This window comes from Pseudomonas sp. HD6422, assembly GCF_025377065.1.
Lineage (GTDB): Bacteria > Pseudomonadota > Gammaproteobacteria > Pseudomonadales > Pseudomonadaceae > Aquipseudomonas > Aquipseudomonas putida_U.
On the sequence record NZ_JAHWIW010000010.1, the window covers coordinates 116,166 to 134,964 of the forward strand.

Here is an 18,799-nt window from a genome sequence, read left to right on the forward strand (position 1 = left end):
GTTATGGGTTTACTGCGGCCGGGGCCTGTTGCTTTTCCCGGGCGGTCTTGCCGCCTTGAGGGCCTTTGTTGCCTTCGCTGGATTTGTTCTGCGGTTTTTGCTGCTGGCTCTTGGGCTGTTGTGCGTTGCCCGGTTTCTGCTGCTGGCCATTCCGTTGCTCAGGTTTTTGACCTTGTCCCGGTTTGGCTTGCTGCTGATTCTCCACCGCAGGCGTCTTCTCTGCAGCAGGAGGAACCGCAGGTTTTACCTGAGAATCAAGGGTAGGAACCTGGGCTTGTTTCTCTACTGTTGCTGCTTTTGCCGGCTGAGCAGGGTTACGCTGCTGTACAGCCTGTTGCGATTGGCGCTTCGCTGGGCGCTGTGGATTGCGCTGTTGCTGGTTGGAAGGGGCGCCACGACGGGACCGGATGTCGACATCTTTCTCGAGCTGGGCCAGGCCATCTTCAAATTGCCCGATCAATTGCTGGAAACCTTCGCAGCCCAGGCGGTACATCTTGCGGCTCTCTGCTTGGGACAGGCCAGCAAGGCTGCGCAAATGAACATCAAGCCGGGCGACTCGGATAGCCAAGGCGTACATTGCAGCAGTGCGCTCACCGTCGATGCGGAGGCTTCGCTCCGGAACCTGATGCGAGTTGTTTACTTCGGTAGTTTCGTTAGCCATGGGGTGTTCCTTACTGGTGAGTGCCAATCGTTCTCAGCCAATCCCAGCCAGCAGCATGTTGAGTGCATGTGCGGAAGAAATTGCTGACGTCATTTGCGTGGCTCAGGTAGCTGGCGCTGTCGTCCGGGACGAACAAGCCCCAAGCATCGATCCAAGCGAGTTGGAATACTTTGTGTGGGAAATAGCAGACCTCGATGTAGCGATACTCAGGGGCTCGCAAGTACACCTTCGCGGCGAAGAGCACGAGAAAGACAAAGAGCACGATCTTGAGGGACTTCACGATTGGGCCCGATGGGGCGCCTTGTGAGCTCGACTCAGCCATGAGCGGCGTCCTTGGTGATGGTGATGAGATAACCTGTCCTGCGCTGGACCAAGCCGGAGGCCTCCTCCACAGGGAGTCCCCCTGTTACGAGGTTGCACATGATCCGAAACGCTTCGGCTTCTTCGTCAGCAGCAATGCCGAGGCTTGCACACCAGTCGAGCCATTTGCGGTGTGACGTGGGCCCTAAGCTTTTGGCGATTGCCTTGATTTTCGAAACTCGACGCAGGTCAGGGCGGGGTTGGTCGAGAAGAGAGGCGCAGTAACGAGCCATGTACTCGCCTGCATTCATGCGTGACTCGATGAGTTTGAGCAGATCGTTCTCACGGCCAACGGTGCGCATTTTGTCGGCATCGTCCATGCCCTTCCCAAGCGGGATGATGCTGAGCGTTATCCCAACGGCCTCTGCCTCACGAATAGAGGAAAGAGCCCCCTCATAGCCAGCGTGATCACCGTCGACCATGTGAGCTGCCTCGGTGACGCCCTGGCTGAACAGATAGGCGGCCTGTGCGCTATTGATAGAAGCTTGGCCGATAGCGCATCCCCAAACGTTGATGAGCTGCAGAGCCCATGCATCCAGGGTGCCCTCTACGCAAACCAGAATGGATTTCTGACGTTGCCTAAAAAGGTACGGAATCACCTTTGAGGAGTGCGGTGAGAATCGGTATTTCGGATTGGATCGGCCTTCGCCTGGTCCCGATGGCAGCCTTCCCCAGATTCGGACGTGTCCGTCCGGATGGGGCCAGTAGCCAATTACACGGCCTTCCATCCCTGACCATATGGCATCCGGAGCAGAGTCCTCATAACTGACGATGCTTATCTCTCGGGCCTGCTCTTTGCTGATACCCAAGCCGTGTAGGAGCGAAAGCACCTCTTCGTTAGTGGTGAACACCCCGAGCCGGAGAGACGCCATGACGCTATCCGTGTAGCCGCGAGCCTTCTGAAATGCGTCCAGGATGTGTTTATTGCGTGCAGCTAGCTGCTGCGTAACCTGGACTATCGCTTGGCCAGTCTTGATGACCGGGCGGCCGTTATTAGCTGTCCGCGACTGAGAGTTAGCATCCTGATCCCGGTCGGGCGGCTCGACGCCGGCGGCTTCGCAGAGTGACTTGACCACTTCGCCGTTTGACATCCCATTTTGTGCGAGAGCATCCCATAGGGAGGTGAATGGGCTAGGGCAGTTATCCTTTCGGTTGCACTGAATCCCTGATCGAGTGGGATAGTAGAACGCCCGGTCCTTACCACAGGCCGGGCAGTCCAGAACGTAGGAGCCGTTTGCAGATTGGCTTTTGGGTCGGAGGTGATTCAGTAATCCCCGGTCGACTGCATCCAGTACCGGATACACCTCATCTTTAATGAAATCAGTGATCGATTGCTTCATTCGCCAGCGGCCGCCATCTCTTTACCACTCAAAGCTGCGACGATTTCAGGACTGATGCCCTGGTCGATCGCAATTTCGCTCAGCTTCCGATTTAGCTGGCGGCGAACCTTCCAGACCTGCTTTTCACCAAGCCCGAGCATGGAGCACATGTCTACGGAGCAGTGCTGTTCAAGGACGGCGAGGCGAAGGATCTGGTGTTCACGGTGGGTGAGAAAGCGTCGAAGGGTTTCGACATGAATGTGACGCTTCTGCAATCCTTCATCGCTCAGGACGATGCCGTCAGAGAGGAATTGCGGGAGCACCGACAAGCTGTCGGTGTAGTTGGAGGCGGCGTTGAGGTAATCCGGCTCCAAGCCATGGGCGCGGGGCGCATAGTCGAGGGCGTCGAGGTCCCCAAATTGATACGCGCCGGCTCCTGGTACTTCGTCGATTACCAGGGCACATCCGTATTTTCGGATGAAAGATAGCGCGTAGCCAATCAAGCACCGACCGCGCCCCTCGGGGGCACCGTCAGCGTAATTCTTGATGGCATTTTTGGTGGCGTCACAGAGGCCCGGGTAGACGATCTGCAGAAGCTCCTCGTCGGTGAGACGCACGGAGAGCTTCAGGCGGATTTCGGCCACCCATTGCTGTTGAGATTCGCCATGTATGACGAATGCCCACGGGTCAAGATTCAAGAACTGGTCGCTAGAAAGCCCAGCGAGCCAACTGTTCCTAACGAGGCGCATGCCTCCCTCCTCCGATCAAGCGATCGGCTCCTAAGCGCAAATCCAGTCCCCTGGTATTTGCTTTGTTCGGCAGCCACGACAGCTGCCGACCCCCTTCTACATACGATTGAGCTATGCGCAATCGATTGGCTCCCCGGCCACCCCGTAGGTGTGAACCGAAGTAATTGAGCGCGATTCTATTGGGCGCCGATGGGACAGGCAACTCTAAAAAGGCTCTGATTTTTCACGCAAAAACGGTAAGCGGAACCTAAAATGCGACATCAGGTACGCAACTGTGGGCAATGCCGTTCAGCAAAAAAAACCCTGCAGCCCCTCTCGCGTAAGGAAATTGACGCTTGCTTTCCGTCAGTAATGGCATACCAGTGGCAGGACCCTGAAGGGTGAGGGCACGGTGCTACCGCTCGTCGCGGGCATAGAAATATTTGGCGAGGCCGTTATGTTGAGGCTTCTCAGAAAGGAGAAGTCATGAATTTCGCGTACCACAAGGCAATCGCGTCAGCTCGCGCAGTTGATGTAGCCCTTCAAAATCGAATCCGCTGCTGGGCTGTTGTAAGGCCGGCGGGGGAGACCTCGCTCGTCTCACTTGCCTATATGGATGACGGCGCCGTGCAAGCGCAGGTGATTTGGCAAGGGGAAGATCGTCAGGGTGCGATTGAGCTCGTGGCTGATCACCTAAATGAGGGTGCAGGCGCTGGGCGCGAGTTGGTAACTGCTCTGGTGAACATGTACCACTCAAGCGCCCCCCAGGCTGGATTTCTTGATCGTATGGTTTCTGCGGTATCGGGCGCACCGCACTGATGTCCCAGCATTCCTGCTGCGAGGTTGAGCGCCGACGCGTCCAGTAGTAGTGGTTGCTCGCCTCGCCTGGCACTCGACCTTTCCCTTCCATATATAAGGCGCTGCCACCTGTACGGCGCGTCCCCTCATGCCTTTACCTAACCTCTCCGGATCCGTAACCCATCCCTTTCGAGGATCATCGTTCAGACTGCGATGGAGCATGTGTTGGATAGTGCACTGGCTATCAGGCAGTGCCTACCGGTACTCGATGCCGGATCATTTGGCCCTAGGCAAGTAGCGACGAAGCGCTTCCGACTGACAGATGAGCGGCGAGCTCCCAAGTGGTCGCGCCAGAGAAGATGGTGATTCGGCTGAGGCGCCGATTGCTACTTAGCTGAATGCTGCTATTGCAGGTGCCAGGTCATTCGTCTCATGGCCACGCAATGATCTGAGCATGTAGCCCTAGCCGAACGTTAAGCCTCGGCTTGCCACATGCAGGCATAGCAACAGGTTGGAGTGATTTACGACTGGTGCGAGATCGACTAGGCGGAAGATCGCTCTGGCGTGGCGGTCCCGCCGACTGGCGACTATTGATTGGGTCCGGAGACCTCGGCCATGGCGTGGCCTCCTTACCGAGCCAGTCCAGGGCCAGCAGTGGTTTTGTGAAGGGCTGCGCGCTCGCCGCGGTGACTGCGACCGGGTACCAACGATTTGGTAGCCGAGAGCAGCGCTAATACGTTGCGCAATTATCTAGGCTTCGCCTTAACGGTCCATAGCTGACCGGCGTATGCAGGTCGACTGTCAGGTCCGTGTGTGCAGGCTGCCTGAGAAGCCGAGCCAGCTGAATCAACTTACAGGTGCGGTCCTGCTTTTCATTCTTACTGCTGAAGCCACCCTCCGCCGTTAGTGGGTCAATCATGCGGGGGCCTACACTGATCTTTGCCCCACCATTCCCAGGGAACGCCTTGTCGTTGATCCAGTTGAAAGTGCGCGGGTCTTCATCCTGGTTTCGGGTGAGGGCTTGTCCTCTAGCGTCGTTCCGGAGCTCTTTACTGGAGAGGGCTGGGCCCTGCCTGTCTTATGACCATTACCTCTGCTAGGTCTGGCGAAGGACGCATTCAGGAAGCGCTCAGTTTTCGGAGGGCAATTACTCGTTGATGCGTGCGACGACCATTGGCGTCGCTGGGCACTGATCATTAGCCAATGCATGAGCCCTCATGATGGGACAAGAATCACGCTAACACCTTCTCGGCAGCAGACATCAGCAATGAAGCGGTTGGTTTGGTGGTTGGTGTTTATCGCAGGCAGGGCCAAAGCGTGAGGTGCCTCGGTGGCGATGAAGGTGAGGAGGGCTGCCAGGCAAGCAGTTCGGTTGGTGGCGGGTAAGGAGATGCGTGCAGCTCTCTGGCCAAGAATTCGGGCGTCCTGTCTGTGGCTTATTTGGAGCTCTCCAAGCAAATCATTTTGGATGTACCAGACGGTCGTGGAGGTCAAAGCGCCAAGACGGTATAGGTCCACATTCGACCGTAACCAGTAGTTACGACCTCCACCGGTCGTTCCATCAGGAGAGAGGGAGCCGGTCAAAGCCATACGCTTAAGCGTATTGCGGTGGATCCCTAGGATTGAGCTGACCTCTGTGCTGTTGAGGCGATCAGTTGGTAGGGCTGAGAGGCCATTTTCACGATTGCGTTTTGGCATAAAAGCCTTTCCTTGAGCTGGACTAGTCAAAGCGGTGATCTGGAGATGGTTTTGCAGTTCAGCCGTATAATTACATTAGACGGGGATTTGGGCGAAAACTCGCCTACTTCTCAGGGGCGTGTCTTGAGCTGGTCGCTGCCACAGATCAGTCTATTTCGCCCTATTTTGTCACCGAAATGTGCAAAAAAGGAGCATTGTTGCACACTGAATTTCATGCGGTGCTTTTGGGGTGCGTATTCGGGAATTGCTGGGATAATACAGGGAGGTTCATTGGCATCCATTGGGAAGTAGCGGGGGCTCTAAGGTGCAATCGCTGACCCAGAGGTCTGAGCTGCGTAGGTGCTTTATGAGTGTGCCGATGGGTGTTCGGGGGGTTGCAAAAGGGGCTTTGAGGTGTGGTTTAGGGTGTGTGTGGGTGCGGTGAAGGAACTAGGGGTGCGTTCGAAAGCACCAGAATGTGCAAAAACAGCGAACGACGGAATTTAAAGGTTTCAAGAGTGCGTAGAAATGTCCGGGATAAGGACTTGGCTGGTCCCTTTATACAGCGACTGGCTGAGGTCACCGAGCGGCGAGACACAACCTTGCTCAGCCTGTTGGACCAAATGGCGTTCGTGCACAGCGAACTGGAAAGCCTTGCTCGGAAAGTTTTGGCTTATGAGGGTGGGTGGGCTCAGCGAAGGTCGACGGATGGTTGGTCCTTGATGTGGACCTGGAGAGCCAGCTTGAAGGAGGGCCGGGTATCTTGCATCGAAGTGTACTTATCGAAAGGAAGCAAAATCTCAGGTGACTTTCAGCGCGTCTCTCTGCGTGCTCATGAGGATCGGCTTCTCCACTTGTCAGATTTGATCGGTCGTAAGGCAGCAAAATCTTTTTCTAAAGACCTGGAGTGCTTCCTCCAAGCTGCTCGCCGCGCTGTGCGATGGGTCAATGCGTTTCCCGGGGATGACCTTGGAATTCTATCGCCGAAGTCAAAGGCGGTTGGTCTTGAGCGCTGGATAAAGGCAATTGCAGAGGCATGTGAGAGACGGAGCTCGATGGCCGCCGGGGAGGTGGAGCGTTTTCTGAAAATGGATGAGGAGCTAAATCACCTCGTTTTTGAGTTCAATGAGGCTCGACAACCGGTAAGATTCCGCTCGATCATCTGCCGGCGCGAGTGCCCGGAACTCGACCTGCTATCACCTGCCGAACCGCGCTACAGGGTGGTGGAGTACTTCGATCGAAGGACTGGCAGGAGAAGTAGTCGCGATGTAAGCAGCTATAAACAGCGACTCAAGAATCAGAAGCAGCGCGAGCGCTTGAGCATTCAGTTGGGCAGAGATCCGCTCCCGGATGAGATTGCTGCACTCCAGCCCTCCCGTCCATCTCGTAAGCCTTCGCCCTGGCTGACAGATGAGCTTATCTCGCATTGCCACCTGGGTAAGCACTCGGGCAGCATCAACAATCACCAAAAAAGAATGGCAGCGATTCTGGAAGAATGGGGTTCCGTAAGGGCCTTACTCCGAGCGTTGCTCTAAGTAGAAGGATGAGTTATGTCCCAGTCGATTGAACAACTGATTGCCGTTGATCTTGGAAACGGCACAACCAGCTACATTGCAGGAACCGGCGAGATCAAAGGCTCCTTTGCCTCGCTCGTAGCACCTGCCCAGTCCAACCAAGGGCTTGGGGGGGGATTCAGCCGCGAAACCTTCAAGACAAAATTTGGCACCTTCTACATCGGTGATGACTGTCGTGAGGATGGCGCCGCCCCTCGCAGCACCGACTCCAGCTATTACAGTTCAGAGACCATCAAGGTGCTTTTCCTCAAGGTCTTGAAAGAGGTTGGCCAGAAGCATCCGGTTATCGTCACTGGTCTTCCGACAGAATTTTTCAAGAGTCGCCGTAGCGAATTCGCAGCCGACCTAAAAAAGTGGGCGATCGAGGAGGGCTATCAACCAGCGAATGTCGTTGTGCTTCCGCAGTACGTCGGTCCGTGGTTTGACCCAGAGCTCCTTGACCCTGAGGGCAACCGGATTGATCCACGAGTAGTCATGGAGGGGAAGCTTGGGATCATCGACATTGGCCAGGGCACAATCGACGCCGGTCAGTTCGTCGACGGGAAGGTAAGTGCTGATGACAAATTGCGATGGGGAGAATCGAGTGGGGTTTCTGACATCCACAAGAAATTGTTCACGCAGCTCAAGCAGCCAGAAACACTGAACGCCCTTTTGCCTGCAAAGGCGCGACTGCCAAAGGACTTTGCACTCGACAGCCAGACCACCGAATACACGATGGATACCTGGATTCGCAAAGGCTTCATCCAATGGCGTGGCTCGAAGATCGACATGGAACCGATTAGTCTGCCAGCGCGGCAGGAGTTCGCTGACGATGTGTTGGTCCGTTGCATCAAAGCGGTGTGGGGCACGACTGACTTTCTTGCTGGCATGGTAGCTGCCGGCGGCGGTGCGTCGGTGCTCGGATCAAAGCTCCTCTCGAATTACATCAGCACACGCATCTACATGGCCAAAGACCCTGAAAACTCGATCGTGCGCGGCTACTACCGTTTCTACGTGACCCAGCACTTCAAGGATCATGCCCGCGTCTTGGTAGCACCGCGTGGCTAAGCCAGATAGCCTGGTCATCAGGGAGCGGCTCTACCCGGATATGCACGAGTCACTTGTGGATGTGTTGGCGAAATATCCAAGGCAGGCTGGTAACCAGGTGGTCCTGGCCATGTCGGAGGCTTGTCTGGGCCTATGGCCCATTACGGAGGCGGACTATCACGTCTCGGATGGTGCTGATTTTCAGAACGTGAAGTTCACCTTGTCGAAGGAGAAATACCCAAAGCTGTACGCTTTATACAAAGCGTTACCTCGAGGGGTGAAAGGCCAAGCAATCATCAACCTGCTGAACCGCCATCAGGAGATGAGGCAGGTTGATCCTGAAAAGGTAAGCCAGGCTCTCAATGCAGCTTTGTCAGGAGGGGTGGCTAAGCCTCAGGAAGGGGTCGTATCTGAAATCACATCTGTTCAGGTCGACAGCAAGGGTTCGACCGAGGCGCAGGGGGGGCAAGATGTTGAATCCCGGGAAGCCATCGCGCAGGCCAGCGCTACACCACCGGCAGAATCAAGGCCCGAGCCGTTGAGTCCACCAGATGTGGCTGAGGAGATGGACGACCCGCTTGCTAATCTGCCACCAATGGAATTCACCTAAACGACCCACACGTCCAGCAGCCCTTCACTCTGAAGGGCTGCGATTTTCACCCCTCCGTCCCAGTTCGCGAAACAATCTACCAGTTGCTGCACCTCTCCAGGTTCACCCGAAGAGGTGAGCAGAGGCATGGTTACGCCTTGGCTCGGAAGTGGCTGAACCTCACCATGAAGCAACCCGAAGACATGCAGTCCATCTTCAATGCACTGAAGGGTGTCGCTCAGTGCGAGAGCGATCGATTTTGCTTGGTTGCTCATTTCATCTCCTCGACCCAAAAAAGACCCTCAGTGGCGTAGGCCCTGATTGATGGCCTGTGCACTGCGAACCACTGAAGCGCGTACTCAAAGAATCCAGGATTGTCGGCGTCAATCGGAGAATCGATGTCTGGCACGTGTCCAGCTACTGTGAATTGAACAGTTGTGCCGGCGTCACTACGGGCCAACGAAAGGTCAACGATGACTCCCGTGTGGCTGGGCAGCGAGAGAACGTGATCAGCTACCCACTGTGTAAAGTCAGCAACAGGCAGCGAACCTTTGAAGCCAACCGGTGCATTTGCAGCCGATCGCCTGATAAAAACGTTGGAGGATGGCCTCCAGTTTTCGAGGACTTGGTTTACGTCAAAGGCATCCTCCTCATCAAGGTACCTGGCGTCGACGGTGAAGGCTTGCATTGGTGTGTTGCTCCGAAACTGAGAAAACATTTTTTTGGCCTGCTGGTGGCACGGCGGAAGAGGCGGCAAATTAGGCAGATCGAACAAGCGCTTTACGGTATACCTTCATGCTCGACATCCAGCCTGCAGTGACAGTTTTGATCGGAGGAACGGTGAGCCCATCACCGGCCGCTTCGTGGATGTTGGGGCTAAAGACGTCAACGCTCGGGATCATAAAAACACCGCTGACCTCTAGCTGCTCTCTGACCGCAGTCGCGTTCTCACCGGTCAAAGTGGGGTACAACTCAATCGCTCTGATGATGAGTTGCTCGTCCTCGGTAACCTCGATGTGGGGCACAAAAGGGTATGCCGCGGTTTTAAGCTTGTTGTGTGGATACGCATCTCTGGTGCTTGCTTGGCTCTCGGAAACAAGCGCAATCCTTTCGAGTACAGCATCCGTAGTAAGGGTCCATGGGTAAGGGCATGCCAACTCGTCAGCCGACGACGCCAGCTCGATCGCAAAAGGTATTAGCCCTTGTTCCGGTCCGGCCGAGCTGCAGCGTACCAGGTTGCCCACGAGGTCGATGCAGTAGGCCGGTTTGGAGCAGGTGGCATCCTGAAAAGTCAGTTCACCAATCATTTGGAATCCATGATCTCTTTAAAGGTTTCGAGGACTTTCGTTACGCCAGCCTCGATGTAGTACTGTCCGTAGTAGGCTTGTGCCGATGGCCTTGTATGGTCGTCTTTCGCAACCTTGACGTCCTTGTATTCGCCACCTACGTCAGAAACGACCGCGGCCTGAACCCGCCCAACCGTTGCAAGGTCCTTTTTCTGGGGGAGCCAGGCTCGAGTAACCTTGCCCTGAGGGTTCACAAGGAAGACCATAGTCGGCCAATAGTCGTAGAATTTGCTGTTCTCATCGGCCAGGCCGCCCATCATGTTGATGACCTGCATTTGCCCCATACCAGAGGCATCATCTCCAACCTGCAGATAGGGGCTGATCCAGTCCTTGAACGAGAGTCGTCCACCCCCTGCAACACGCGCCGCGGGCGAGACAAAATAGTTATCAATGCACATCCGGAATGCTTTTCCGCAGTATTCGTCGGTGAAGGTCAGCCAGTAATTGTTATAGGCCTTGTTGCTGGCTGCCAGAGAGCCAGGAATGCCATCGTACCCGAGGAAGTTGACCTCAACGTCAATGTGGTTGGATTTGAGCCACTTGCTGACACCGCTGATGAAGTAGCTATCCTGGGCGAATCGTTCCGCAGCTGAGTCTGCTCGTCCGAAACCGTTCCGAAGGAGGGCCAGGTCATTGCCTGGCGCTTTGTAGTCGGAATATACGTTCGAAGCGATCCAAAGGGACCATCCCTTAGGCTTCCAGTTAGCTTCTTCAAAGAACCAGTCCCGGCCTGCTTGCGCTTTCGGGTCAGCCTTGCTTTTCAAAGCAATGACCGAACCAGGGAATCGAAAGTCCACCTTTTCAGCAAGGGCGCCACCAATCCACGAGGCGGACTGACTTTCAGGCTCACCGCATCCGCTCAACACTACTGCGGTCAGTGCCGCAACCATGAATTTTCTCATCGTCATCTCCGTCATCTGGATATGGATCGTTGTAACGATCCAGCCAAGGATTCCAACCCTAAGGCAAAAATTTAAGGGTCGGAGTATGCGGCGCTCACCCAGTGATACCAACACCTAGCCACAAAAAAGCCCGCAAAAGCGGGCTTGAACACTTGCTGAATGCGCCAGCATAGGGAGCTGGCGGCGTTTTCAGGACTTAGGTCCCGGTCCACCTGGCGCGGAACCCGGGGGTGGCAGGGCAGGGGGTTTAGGACCCTTCGATAGCTTACTTCCCGTACTCGCGTATGAGGCGTTAGAGGGCGCAGGTAACCGCACATTAATGATGCTAGATTGATACGCCCCGCCTCCTCCGCCGCCACCAACACCAGGGGTTGCATTCCTTGCCTTGGCAGCAGCGCCCAAAACCTTACCAGGACCTCTCATGAGGCTCATTGCGGTGCTGCCGAGTTTAACTGCCGTACCAATAACCGCAGCTCCCGTAGCTGCCATTCCTGTAGCTGCCCCGGCTGGGTTGAACCCGGACAGTCCTTTTACGTCATCCCAAATGAGCATTTTCGCAATTACAATTTCGACTGCGGTCAGAGCCATAAATATGATGTACTGCGCGTTACTAGCTGAGATCAATAGCGTGTTGTTCTCGCCAAAATTCCCTGCTGTCAGCCCCGTCATCAGCTCTCCGTTCATAGCCAGCAACGTCGCCGCCATTGTTAGGCATAGGTTATTAACTAGAGGAACCATAAAGCCAAAACATATGAGTTTCACGTAGCTGATAAGGATGCTTGGATTGACGAAAACACCGAAAACGCAGATGACTGGAAAAAGAACAACGAGAATACCTACCAGCATTGCGCAGCCGTTGATCATGGACGGTATTTTGAAGGTAAGCATCCATTCCCTGTAGATTTTGCCGACGTCTTGTATCTTGGTAACGATAGAATTTACTGTGTCTTTAGCTGTCCATCCGACGCTCTCACCCCCAAAGAGCGGGATTGGAAGGTTATCTTTCTTCTCCTTCGCTTCGGCTTGTGCCTGGATTTGCTTAATCATCATATCTTGCGCTTCAACTCCGTCACGCATGTATGCAGACTGCTTGGCGTTCGGAACCGCATATTGGATTGCACTCGTTAAGTTAGAAACGGCTTGTTGTACCATTCCGTACATTTGGAGGCAGTCTTTGGGGTAGTATCTGACTTCCTGTTCTGTAGTGACAGTGGAATTCTCGGCAAGTTCGGGATTTCTGTACATCTCACCGTTTTTTCCGCTTGAGTATTTTTCATACTCGGACTTGCCCTCGGTTTTTTTCTCTGGCCAGTTCTGACGGACCCAATACTCCTCTGATGGCATTAGGTAATACTTTTTGGAGCCTTTAAATGGTTAGCATCCTCGGGAATCGAAGCGAGCATCGCCCTGGCCTTGTCAACGTTTTCAGCGACTGCAGCATTGCTTTTTGCTTCTTGGTAAGCCTTCCAAGGAAGAACAGATCCGAATGCTTGGACTGCCTGGCTGTCTGTTTTATTTCCCTTTAATAGTTCATTGTAAGTGTCCTCGGACATTTGTGTAACTTCTACAGGATTTATGCCGGTCGATCCAAATAAACCAACATATTTCCCAAGCGAGCGAGTATCCGGTTGAGCGCCTGCGGTAGAAATGAGCGCTGGCTGGCACTTGCCGATGTAGTCCTTGTACATGTCGTAAACGGGGCTGTCGACGAACCGTTTTAGTGTCCCTTCGTCAGTAACATGGTAAGCATTTTCAAATGCTACTTCCATGGCGCTTTCTTTGTTTACGCTATCAAGTGCTGATTTGAATAGCTGATAAATATTACCAACTATTCGCAAAGACCATCCTGCACCGGCGGACAGGCCGACAGATCCACCCGCAGGACCTATATTATAGTGTCCAGGTTGGAGAAGCATACCCACCAACAGAACAACGCCTGCAGCGCTAGAGGCGGTTTTCAATCGATCAACGGGGGCTTTCAGCGTAAGAACACTTACCCACGCCAGTCCACCCCAGAGGCACAATACCATAGCAACCTGGGTGAACGACTGATTGTATGCCTGCCACATATTGATGTAGTGGCTTACCAAATCACTAAAGTTTGAGTTGACAATTTGTAAATATCCATAATTGGAAATTTCAGTGTCAGCTGCCATTACTTAGTCACCTGCTGAATGCTCGACAAGACCTTATATCTGTCCTGGTCGTGCTGAACTCGCGCCTGAAGTGCCTGATACTGCTGTCGCAGTCCGATAACCGAGAACTTTGTGCGATTTATTACGTCTGCGCTCAAAGTGTTGTCCGGTTGGTTTGCAATTCCGCTTGTGATGCCGATCTCCATTTTGGAGATAACGTCGTCCAGTTCTTTTAGCATCCCGAGTGTCGCCAGCTGACGTTCCGTAGCGATAAATGTGGCAGGACTAGCTTTAGCCAAATTGCGCATGTACTGATGCTCATTTTCGCTAACAACGGTGTCTGCTCGGGAAATTAGTTCTTTGTATGCACTGGTGTTCTGGAATGTCGTCCCATCAGCAGCATAAATCGCTTGGTACAGGTCCATGTACTCAGTTGTCAGCGTCTTCGAGAGGTTCTCGACGGTCATGCTGCGTGGGGTCACGGAGGTAGCATCACCTTGTATGCTGTAAGAAGGCAGCAAAGCGCTATATTTTTTAATATCCTCGCAGCCCAACTCAGATGCAGCGAGGACTAACCCGGCGCTTCCTTCCGGTGCGCCACTGCTGCAGGACTTCCCTGAAATTGAAGCCGTTGGGGTGCTGGTGCCAGTGCCAGAGCCGGTGCCTGCCCCAGGATTGGTGCCGCCTGATACGGATGAGTTGAATCCAACCAGGCCGCCCGTTGCGCCTGACACCTTGCCCATCAGGCTGTTGGCTCGATCAGAGGTTTTCTGTTTGAACTCAGCCATCTGGTTAAGTAAGGATCCGGTCAGACCTTCGCCAGCCATGCACTTGCTGCTTTTGAAGCCTTCATCGACTGTACAGTCAGCTTCTGCCAGCGTTTGCTTCTTCTCTTCGTAAGCTTTATCTGCGAGCCCGCGAACACCAGAGCATGTCAGGTTTGATAGGTCGAGGCCAAATTGACCAACTGTATTCAACTGGTCAATGACGGACTTAACAGTCGGCTGGCTGTAGGCTAGGAACATAATCGCCAGCGAGGGTGCATTTTGGATGAACTGCTCAACCATCTCAGCGTACTGACCAATTTGTCCATCGAGTACAGTTCCAAGATTCAAACCGTTACAGCCAACGCCTACCTCAGTCGCAGCGTAGCCGCTGACCACACCGGTTCGTTGGTCCTGGAAGGGCGCAAAAGTATCAAATGCATAGCTGCTCGCTTTGTTTGCATCGATGACCGCGCTGCCTTTAACTGTTTCGCCGAACAGACCTGTCACGTCATCCATGCGTCGTTCCCAAGGCGCATCTGAAGTGTCTAAGTCTGCGGCAACGACGCTCATAGAAATCAGCGCAGAAATAGTGAGCGCGAGGACGTTTTTAAGAGTGAAATTCGTCATGTCAAGCGCCCTTCTTTTCTGGCTGGATATATGTCATTGCCTGGAAGTGATCCTCAAGCTGTTTAAGCGTACGGTTGCCAACCAAACTCTTTCGTCTGTTGACTTTGGTATTGTCGATCCACGAGATTGGCCACGAGGTCACGCCCAGCTTCTGGATATTGATGCTTTCTTCGCGGGTCAGAACACGGCCCGTGAGTCCACGTTGGGTAACATGTCTGCTGAAGGCTTCACGGTCCCCATCAAGCTGGAAGATCTTGATTCTTAACTTAGGATATTTTTGCTGAACGCTCGACAGGATCTGCAGCTGCTTCTCACAAACAGGGCAGGTCGACTCTACAAATACCGACATGCTCACATTGTCTGTATCAATGTACTTTTTAGCCGCAGATTTCTCAGTTGCGGCATCCAAGCCTTTGATGTTCTTCAGGTCGCCATTTTTCCACATGGCCATTTTGTAGAGTTCTGCTGACTTGTGGTACTCGCCCCAGGTGTTGTCCATGTAGCTAACAAGCTCAGCCGCAGCCTCTGGGGTCTGTTCTAGCTGCAACTTGATAACCGCGCTTGGTGTCCCTGGTTGGAAGTTGAATTCGACACCATTACGACCAATCATCCGCATGGGTGCCTGAGGGTTTTTCTTGGCGTTACGGTTGAGCTCCGAACAGTTCTTCATCCAGTCCATATTCTGGCAGTCGAGAATATTAGGAAGCTTGTCGAGTTCTGCGTTCTCCCGGTCTTCGTTGTACTTGTCAACCTTGGCCATGGCAATTGCGATGGCATTACTCAATGCGTCGTTGGGCTTGGTCGAATCTGACAGTACGAATGGCGCATTGAAGGCTAGGCCGCCAGCCATGAATGCCAAGGCGATTTTCATTGTCGTTTTCATACATTCCTTACCTGAGAACAGCAGACAATTCGGTAATTACTGACTGAGCGCTGCTTATGAGCTTTGGTTTACCCTGCTGTGGTACAAGGACGATTGCAGGTGTTGAACGAACCCCATATTTACGGGCCTCGACACCATTCATGTCAGGGCGAAATCCGGTTAATGGAACTCCAGCTGATGCCGGAGTGAACACTCGCCGGGGATCCCAGTTAGCTTGATCGATCAAAACAAAGTATTCGAAAGCTACTTTGTCTCCAAAGCGCGCCTTTGCATCTTTTGATATCTCAACAAGATCGCCTGCGTTACTAGCGTTATCAGCGATAAACATTTTCACAGTAGCGATGGGCGCAACTGTCTCGAGCTCTCCCACAAAGCGCCCTACGGTAGCTTGCATCCGTGCGTAAGCTTGCTTAGCACCCTCTATGTCCTTGGGTAGCGGCACGCCGCTTGTGCCCGCTATAGTAGGCGTTCCATTCTTCCTCGCTATCATCCCTTCTACTTGGGCGAGCATTGCTGCACTTCCTTTGTGCCCTCGGTCTGCTGCAGCTTTGAAAAACTTAGCGGCTCGGGCTAAGTTGTCAGGGTACTCAGGGGAGCGCAGCATTAAATTCCCAAGATGAAACATCGCAATGATGTTTCCGCTTTTGGCTTCTGGAAAAAGGATATCCCACGCTTTCTGCTTCTCGCCCTTTAAGGCAGCCATAATTCCTTCGCCGACACGCTGGTCATCGTTTGGACCAATCGGGTCAGCACAAACCTGGGTAGATATGATGCTAGCGAGAAGCAGCCATAGATGCAGTCGCAAGACGTTTCTCCTCTTTGTATTTTGGGATCAGGTAGCCAAGATATTTCTTGCGAATGGCGGGGGTGCCTGAGTGGTAATACCCTGCCGCGAGGATTTCATTGCCATGCTTCTGTGTGAGCTTGGCTATCCTGGCTGCTGCAAAATTGAGGTTGTATGCAGGGTCGAACCATGTTTGAACAGTCGCGATGCCTTGTCCGTTCCACCTGTAGTTGACTTGGGCAATGCCAATATCAGTATTGATAAGTCGAAGTTGTCGTACTCTGACCTGACCCTTCTTAACCTCTCGACTATCATCTGTTCTGAGCGTGAATCCGGAGCTCCGCACGCTCCTTGCGTAAGTTAATGCATCAATCTGAGTCGAGAAGAATCTCCGCGAACGCTTACCAGCGATTGGCATAGACTTCACCATCCAGGGAGCTTTGGTTAGGGACCAAAGGACCTGTACGGCTGTTGCTTTATCTTTGAACTGGAAAGGTTCCCCATCAGCGTTGAACGTCCAGGGGTTTTTCCTTGACTCGTGTGCCGCAATGGCACGTAGCAAAATCGGGTCTACACCATGACGCTGTGCAGTCGCATCAATCAATGGATCGTACGGAGATCCAAAGGCGCTAGTGATTACCGCCATGAACAGAACCGGGGACCATCGTTTCACGGGCGGCCACCATCGATGGTCGAGAAACTATACTTTTGAAGCCATTGGACCGAACGGGCTCGCTCAGGGAAGCTCCTGTCCAGGCGCCTGAATAGGGGAGGGTGCGGGTTTTCTGCGCAGGTGCCCAAGTGTTCATGTAGCATTTCGTGATGTATCACGTACTTGATTACACACCTGGGCGCATCGTGACCAAGGGATTTACTAAGACCTTGATGGATCAGAAAGATCTTTTGCCCATCGATCACCTCGGTACTACCCGCAGGAACAAAAAGAGTATCGGTGCTTACCCTGTTGATCCGTCTGGCGATTTTGTCCCAATCTGGAACACGGAGCTTTTGAAGGACCTTAATGTACAACTTAGAAGCCTCTTCATGGTTCATCTCCACGAAAGGCTCGAGCGCAGCGCGCGCCTCTTGGTAATTCTGTTTTACAAACAGAGTTACCGCCAATTCGAGGTCCTCGAGTTGTGCCTTGGTGAGTTGACCTGGTTGGAGTTTCGGCTCGTCAGCCTCACTGGCGCTGGGGATGCCCCAGCGCACGGCAATTAGATTTGGTGCTCGAAAATGACATCCTGAAACTTCAGCTGCTAGACGGGACAGATATTCCTCATCCGCTTTGCTGATCTGCTCGTGAATGTTAAATCGACGGACACCCATTTGGTTGACTCCAGAACTTGTGTACTACATGGCCATCCGAGTTCTGTAGGTCGAGGCGATCGCCTGTGATCGATACGCGGTAGCCGGCCAGGAAATCACCTTGGCCAACCATGCTCTCCGCGCCGGTATCGACTACGAATGCATGTGCCACGCACGTAGGGCAGTTACGTGCAGGCGGGGCTACAGCTTTCACACAGAGTTTCGGTCTCGGAGCGACCTTCGCTACAGGTTTTGTGGACCGTGGCTGGGGGCGCTGGGCAACGACAGTTGACTGTTTGTGGGAATGCAATGCAGCTGGCTTGGCACGTACTGGCTGCGCAGGCTGCTTCGTTGCGAGCTGTGCCTTGAGGAGTTTGATTTCTCCATCCTTCTTGGCGAGCTGCTCTTCCATTTTCTTCAGTTCGTCTGTGTTGCTCTGCAGACTCGGTTGCTGACCACTATCCGGGTTTTTAATAGAAGTGCTACCCAAAACAGGGTCACGTTTTTCGGTCGCCTTACCCTCTGCAACAGGTTCTTGTGCCGGTTGGGGCGTCAAGGTCCCGAAGAGGCTGTTTTGCTCAACGGCTGCAGGTGCAGTAGGTGTTTCGGATTGCGGAACTCCGTCGAATGGGCTAGTCAGTCCACCACGATTTGGCTCCTTGGGTTCAGCCTTGCCGATCTCAAGTGGTGGAGGGCTTACCTCGGATGGAGGTGTAGGGAAGCCGAAACCGTCGCCTGGCGGAGGAGGCATATCGCTAGGCCGCGCGTTCTGATCTTCGCTCATGATTGGTTTCTGAAGCGGGCCATCAAGCGCCAGCTCATCCAGGGTCTGGCCAACGTCAGGGTCTGCATGAGCAGATCCTCCCTGCAGGGAGTTGAGCCCAGTAGCCAACCCATTCTCGGCTGAGTTCGGCAAAGAGGGTTGGCCGTCTTCCGGCTGAGAGTTGGCCGCTGACTTATTGTCCCCCGGAGGATTCATCAGTTCGGGGGAGGGTGCGAAAACGCCGTTCTTTGCAAGCACTGCCGCGCATACAAGTGCGCCCACCAGAAGGACTTTTTTTCGCGTGCTCATCTGCTTCTTGGCGGGGCTAGCTGGTGCTTGCTGGTCTTGCTCATCGAGTTGAAGAGGATCTTCGAGGTCGTCGATGGTCGGCCGCTGATGGCTCACACGATCCTGGGGTTCAGTAAGCGGTGGTGCTGACTCCGGCCCTTGCTCGGCACCTTTCTTCTTACGGCCCGCAGTTAGGCTTGCAGCGCCGGCAGTGATAGTGTTGATCAGGTCACTCAGCCCGCTTTGTTTTTTCTGGTCACTCAT

At 53.8% G+C, this 18,799-nt stretch carries 21 protein-coding genes; 4 read left to right on the forward strand and 17 right to left on the reverse strand.

Annotation, left to right across the window (positions count from 1 at the left end; genetic code table 11):
• Position 1: 1 nt before the first annotated feature.
• The 4 genes from KY379_RS09670 to KY379_RS09685 are packed head-to-tail and all read right to left on the reverse strand — an operon-like array spanning position 2 to position 3,089.
• On the reverse strand, positions 2–661 hold the full coding sequence (locus tag KY379_RS09670) for a hypothetical protein (RefSeq protein ID WP_084850929.1): 660 nt from the start codon (positions 659–661) through the stop codon (positions 2–4).
• 10 nt (positions 662–671) lie between these two features.
• The gene (locus KY379_RS09675; protein WP_084850927.1) at positions 672–983 is read right to left on the reverse strand and encodes a hypothetical protein; all 312 of its coding nucleotides are present in this window, start codon (positions 981–983) and stop codon (positions 672–674) included.
• Positions 976–2,361, reverse strand: a complete 1,386-nt coding sequence (locus KY379_RS09680; RefSeq protein WP_084850926.1) for a hypothetical protein — start codon at positions 2,359–2,361, stop codon at positions 976–978. Before KY379_RS09680 ends, KY379_RS09675 begins: the two co-directional genes overlap by 8 nt.
• Positions 2,358–3,089 carry a hypothetical protein gene (locus KY379_RS09685; RefSeq protein WP_084850924.1) on the reverse strand — a complete coding sequence of 244 codons (732 nt, stop codon included), beginning with the start codon at positions 3,087–3,089 and terminating at the stop codon, positions 2,358–2,360. Before KY379_RS09685 ends, KY379_RS09680 begins: the two co-directional genes overlap by 4 nt.
• 465 nt (positions 3,090–3,554) lie before the next feature.
• On the opposite strand from KY379_RS09685, the gene KY379_RS09690 reads away from it, so the two are divergent.
• Entirely contained in the window at positions 3,555–3,887 is a 333-nt protein-coding gene (locus tag KY379_RS09690) for a hypothetical protein (protein ID WP_084850923.1), read from the forward strand.
• A 1,194-nt stretch (positions 3,888–5,081) separates the two neighbouring features.
• Here the strand turns inward: KY379_RS09690 and KY379_RS09695 are convergent.
• A complete protein-coding gene (locus tag KY379_RS09695; protein ID WP_139813906.1) occupies positions 5,082–5,564 on the reverse strand; it encodes a hypothetical protein in 483 nt (160 codons plus the stop codon).
• Positions 5,565–6,397: 833 nt separating this feature from the next.
• On the opposite strand from KY379_RS09695, the gene KY379_RS09700 reads away from it, so the two are divergent.
• The 3 genes from KY379_RS09700 to KY379_RS09710 are packed head-to-tail and all read left to right on the forward strand — an operon-like array spanning position 6,398 to position 8,753.
• Complete coding sequence (locus KY379_RS09700; RefSeq protein ID WP_139813907.1) at positions 6,398–7,078, forward strand: hypothetical protein; 681 nt, start codon at positions 6,398–6,400, stop codon at positions 7,076–7,078.
• A gap of 15 nt (positions 7,079–7,093) precedes the next feature.
• Positions 7,094–8,164: a ParM/StbA family protein gene (locus tag KY379_RS09705; RefSeq protein WP_084850920.1), complete on the forward strand. Its 1,071-nt coding sequence runs from the start codon at positions 7,094–7,096 to the stop codon at positions 8,162–8,164.
• On the forward strand, positions 8,157–8,753 hold the full coding sequence (locus tag KY379_RS09710) for a hypothetical protein (RefSeq protein ID WP_084850918.1): 597 nt from the start codon (positions 8,157–8,159) through the stop codon (positions 8,751–8,753). Before KY379_RS09705 ends, KY379_RS09710 begins: the two co-directional genes overlap by 8 nt.
• Here KY379_RS09710 and KY379_RS09715 read toward each other — a convergent pair.
• From KY379_RS09715 to KY379_RS09770, 12 genes are all read right to left on the reverse strand, one after another.
• The gene (locus KY379_RS09715; RefSeq protein WP_084850917.1) at positions 8,750–9,007 is read right to left on the reverse strand and encodes a hypothetical protein; all 258 of its coding nucleotides are present in this window, start codon (positions 9,005–9,007) and stop codon (positions 8,750–8,752) included. The genes KY379_RS09710 and KY379_RS09715 overlap by 4 nt on opposite strands.
• Positions 9,004–9,420 (reverse strand): hypothetical protein, encoded by a 417-nt coding sequence (locus KY379_RS09720; protein WP_084850915.1) that lies wholly within the window; start codon positions 9,418–9,420, stop codon positions 9,004–9,006. The genes KY379_RS09715 and KY379_RS09720 overlap by 4 nt, the downstream gene beginning before the upstream one ends.
• Before the next feature lie 70 nt (positions 9,421–9,490).
• Entirely contained in the window at positions 9,491–10,039 is a 549-nt protein-coding gene (locus KY379_RS09725; RefSeq protein WP_084850914.1) for a hypothetical protein, read from the reverse strand.
• Entirely contained in the window at positions 10,036–10,980 is a 945-nt protein-coding gene (locus tag KY379_RS09730) for a hypothetical protein (RefSeq protein WP_139813908.1), read from the reverse strand. The genes KY379_RS09725 and KY379_RS09730 overlap by 4 nt, the downstream gene beginning before the upstream one ends.
• 189 nt (positions 10,981–11,169) lie before the next feature.
• Positions 11,170–12,324: a hypothetical protein gene (locus tag KY379_RS09735; protein ID WP_261239706.1), complete on the reverse strand. Its 1,155-nt coding sequence runs from the start codon at positions 12,322–12,324 to the stop codon at positions 11,170–11,172.
• Entirely contained in the window at positions 12,324–13,136 is an 813-nt protein-coding gene (locus KY379_RS09740; protein WP_261239705.1) for a hypothetical protein, read from the reverse strand. Before KY379_RS09740 ends, KY379_RS09735 begins: the two co-directional genes overlap by 1 nt.
• Positions 13,136–14,509, reverse strand: coding sequence for a hypothetical protein (locus tag KY379_RS09745; protein ID WP_256819907.1), 1,374 nt, complete (start codon positions 14,507–14,509; stop codon positions 13,136–13,138). Before KY379_RS09745 ends, KY379_RS09740 begins: the two co-directional genes overlap by 1 nt.
• 1 nt (position 14,510) lies before the next feature.
• Positions 14,511–15,392 carry a conjugal transfer protein TraF gene (locus tag KY379_RS09750; protein WP_084850901.1) on the reverse strand — a complete coding sequence of 294 codons (882 nt, stop codon included), beginning with the start codon at positions 15,390–15,392 and terminating at the stop codon, positions 14,511–14,513.
• A gap of 7 nt (positions 15,393–15,399) precedes the next feature.
• The gene (locus KY379_RS09755; RefSeq protein WP_084850899.1) at positions 15,400–16,197 is read right to left on the reverse strand and encodes a hypothetical protein; all 798 of its coding nucleotides are present in this window, start codon (positions 16,195–16,197) and stop codon (positions 15,400–15,402) included.
• On the reverse strand, positions 16,166–16,849 hold the full coding sequence (locus KY379_RS09760; RefSeq protein ID WP_230396069.1) for a transglycosylase SLT domain-containing protein: 684 nt from the start codon (positions 16,847–16,849) through the stop codon (positions 16,166–16,168). The genes KY379_RS09755 and KY379_RS09760 overlap by 32 nt, the downstream gene beginning before the upstream one ends.
• Positions 16,846–17,505: a hypothetical protein gene (locus KY379_RS09765; protein WP_084850897.1), complete on the reverse strand. Its 660-nt coding sequence runs from the start codon at positions 17,503–17,505 to the stop codon at positions 16,846–16,848. The genes KY379_RS09760 and KY379_RS09765 overlap by 4 nt, the downstream gene beginning before the upstream one ends.
• The gene (locus KY379_RS09770) at positions 17,486–18,799 is read right to left on the reverse strand and encodes a hypothetical protein (protein WP_256819905.1); all 1,314 of its coding nucleotides are present in this window, start codon (positions 18,797–18,799) and stop codon (positions 17,486–17,488) included. The genes KY379_RS09765 and KY379_RS09770 overlap by 20 nt, the downstream gene beginning before the upstream one ends.

Bases quoted from the DNA above. Each gene is read 5' to 3' on its own strand.
- KY379_RS09670 (WP_084850929.1), bottom strand. From the start codon at position 661: ATGGCTAACGAAACTACCGAAGTAAACAACTCGCATCAGGTTCCGGAG.
- KY379_RS09675 (WP_084850927.1), bottom strand. From the start codon at position 983: ATGGCTGAGTCGAGCTCACAAGGCGCCCCATCGGGCCCAATCGTGAAG.
- KY379_RS09680 (WP_084850926.1), bottom strand. From the start codon at position 2,361: ATGAAGCAATCGATCACTGATTTCATTAAAGATGAGGTGTATCCGGTA.
- KY379_RS09685 (WP_084850924.1), bottom strand. From the start codon at position 3,089: ATGCGCCTCGTTAGGAACAGTTGGCTCGCTGGGCTTTCTAGCGACCAG.
- KY379_RS09690 (WP_084850923.1), top strand. From the start codon at position 3,555: ATGAATTTCGCGTACCACAAGGCAATCGCGTCAGCTCGCGCAGTTGAT.
- KY379_RS09695 (WP_139813906.1), bottom strand. From the start codon at position 5,564: ATGCCAAAACGCAATCGTGAAAATGGCCTCTCAGCCCTACCAACTGAT.
- KY379_RS09705 (WP_084850920.1), top strand. From the start codon at position 7,094: ATGTCCCAGTCGATTGAACAACTGATTGCCGTTGATCTTGGAAACGGC.
- KY379_RS09715 (WP_084850917.1), bottom strand. From the start codon at position 9,007: ATGAGCAACCAAGCAAAATCGATCGCTCTCGCACTGAGCGACACCCTT.
- KY379_RS09720 (WP_084850915.1), bottom strand. From the start codon at position 9,420: ATGCAAGCCTTCACCGTCGACGCCAGGTACCTTGATGAGGAGGATGCC.
- KY379_RS09725 (WP_084850914.1), bottom strand. From the start codon at position 10,039: ATGATTGGTGAACTGACTTTTCAGGATGCCACCTGCTCCAAACCGGCC.
- KY379_RS09730 (WP_139813908.1), bottom strand. From the start codon at position 10,980: ATGAGAAAATTCATGGTTGCGGCACTGACCGCAGTAGTGTTGAGCGGA.
- KY379_RS09735 (WP_261239706.1), bottom strand. From the start codon at position 12,324: ATGCCATCAGAGGAGTATTGGGTCCGTCAGAACTGGCCAGAGAAAAAA.
- KY379_RS09740 (WP_261239705.1), bottom strand. From the start codon at position 13,136: ATGGCAGCTGACACTGAAATTTCCAATTATGGATATTTACAAATTGTC.
- KY379_RS09745 (WP_256819907.1), bottom strand. From the start codon at position 14,509: ATGACGAATTTCACTCTTAAAAACGTCCTCGCGCTCACTATTTCTGCG.
- KY379_RS09750 (WP_084850901.1), bottom strand. From the start codon at position 15,392: ATGAAAACGACAATGAAAATCGCCTTGGCATTCATGGCTGGCGGCCTA.
- KY379_RS09765 (WP_084850897.1), bottom strand. From the start codon at position 17,505: ATGGGTGTCCGTCGATTTAACATTCACGAGCAGATCAGCAAAGCGGAT.
- KY379_RS09770 (WP_256819905.1), bottom strand. From the start codon at position 18,799: ATGAGTGACCAGAAAAAACAAAGCGGGCTGAGTGACCTGATCAACACT.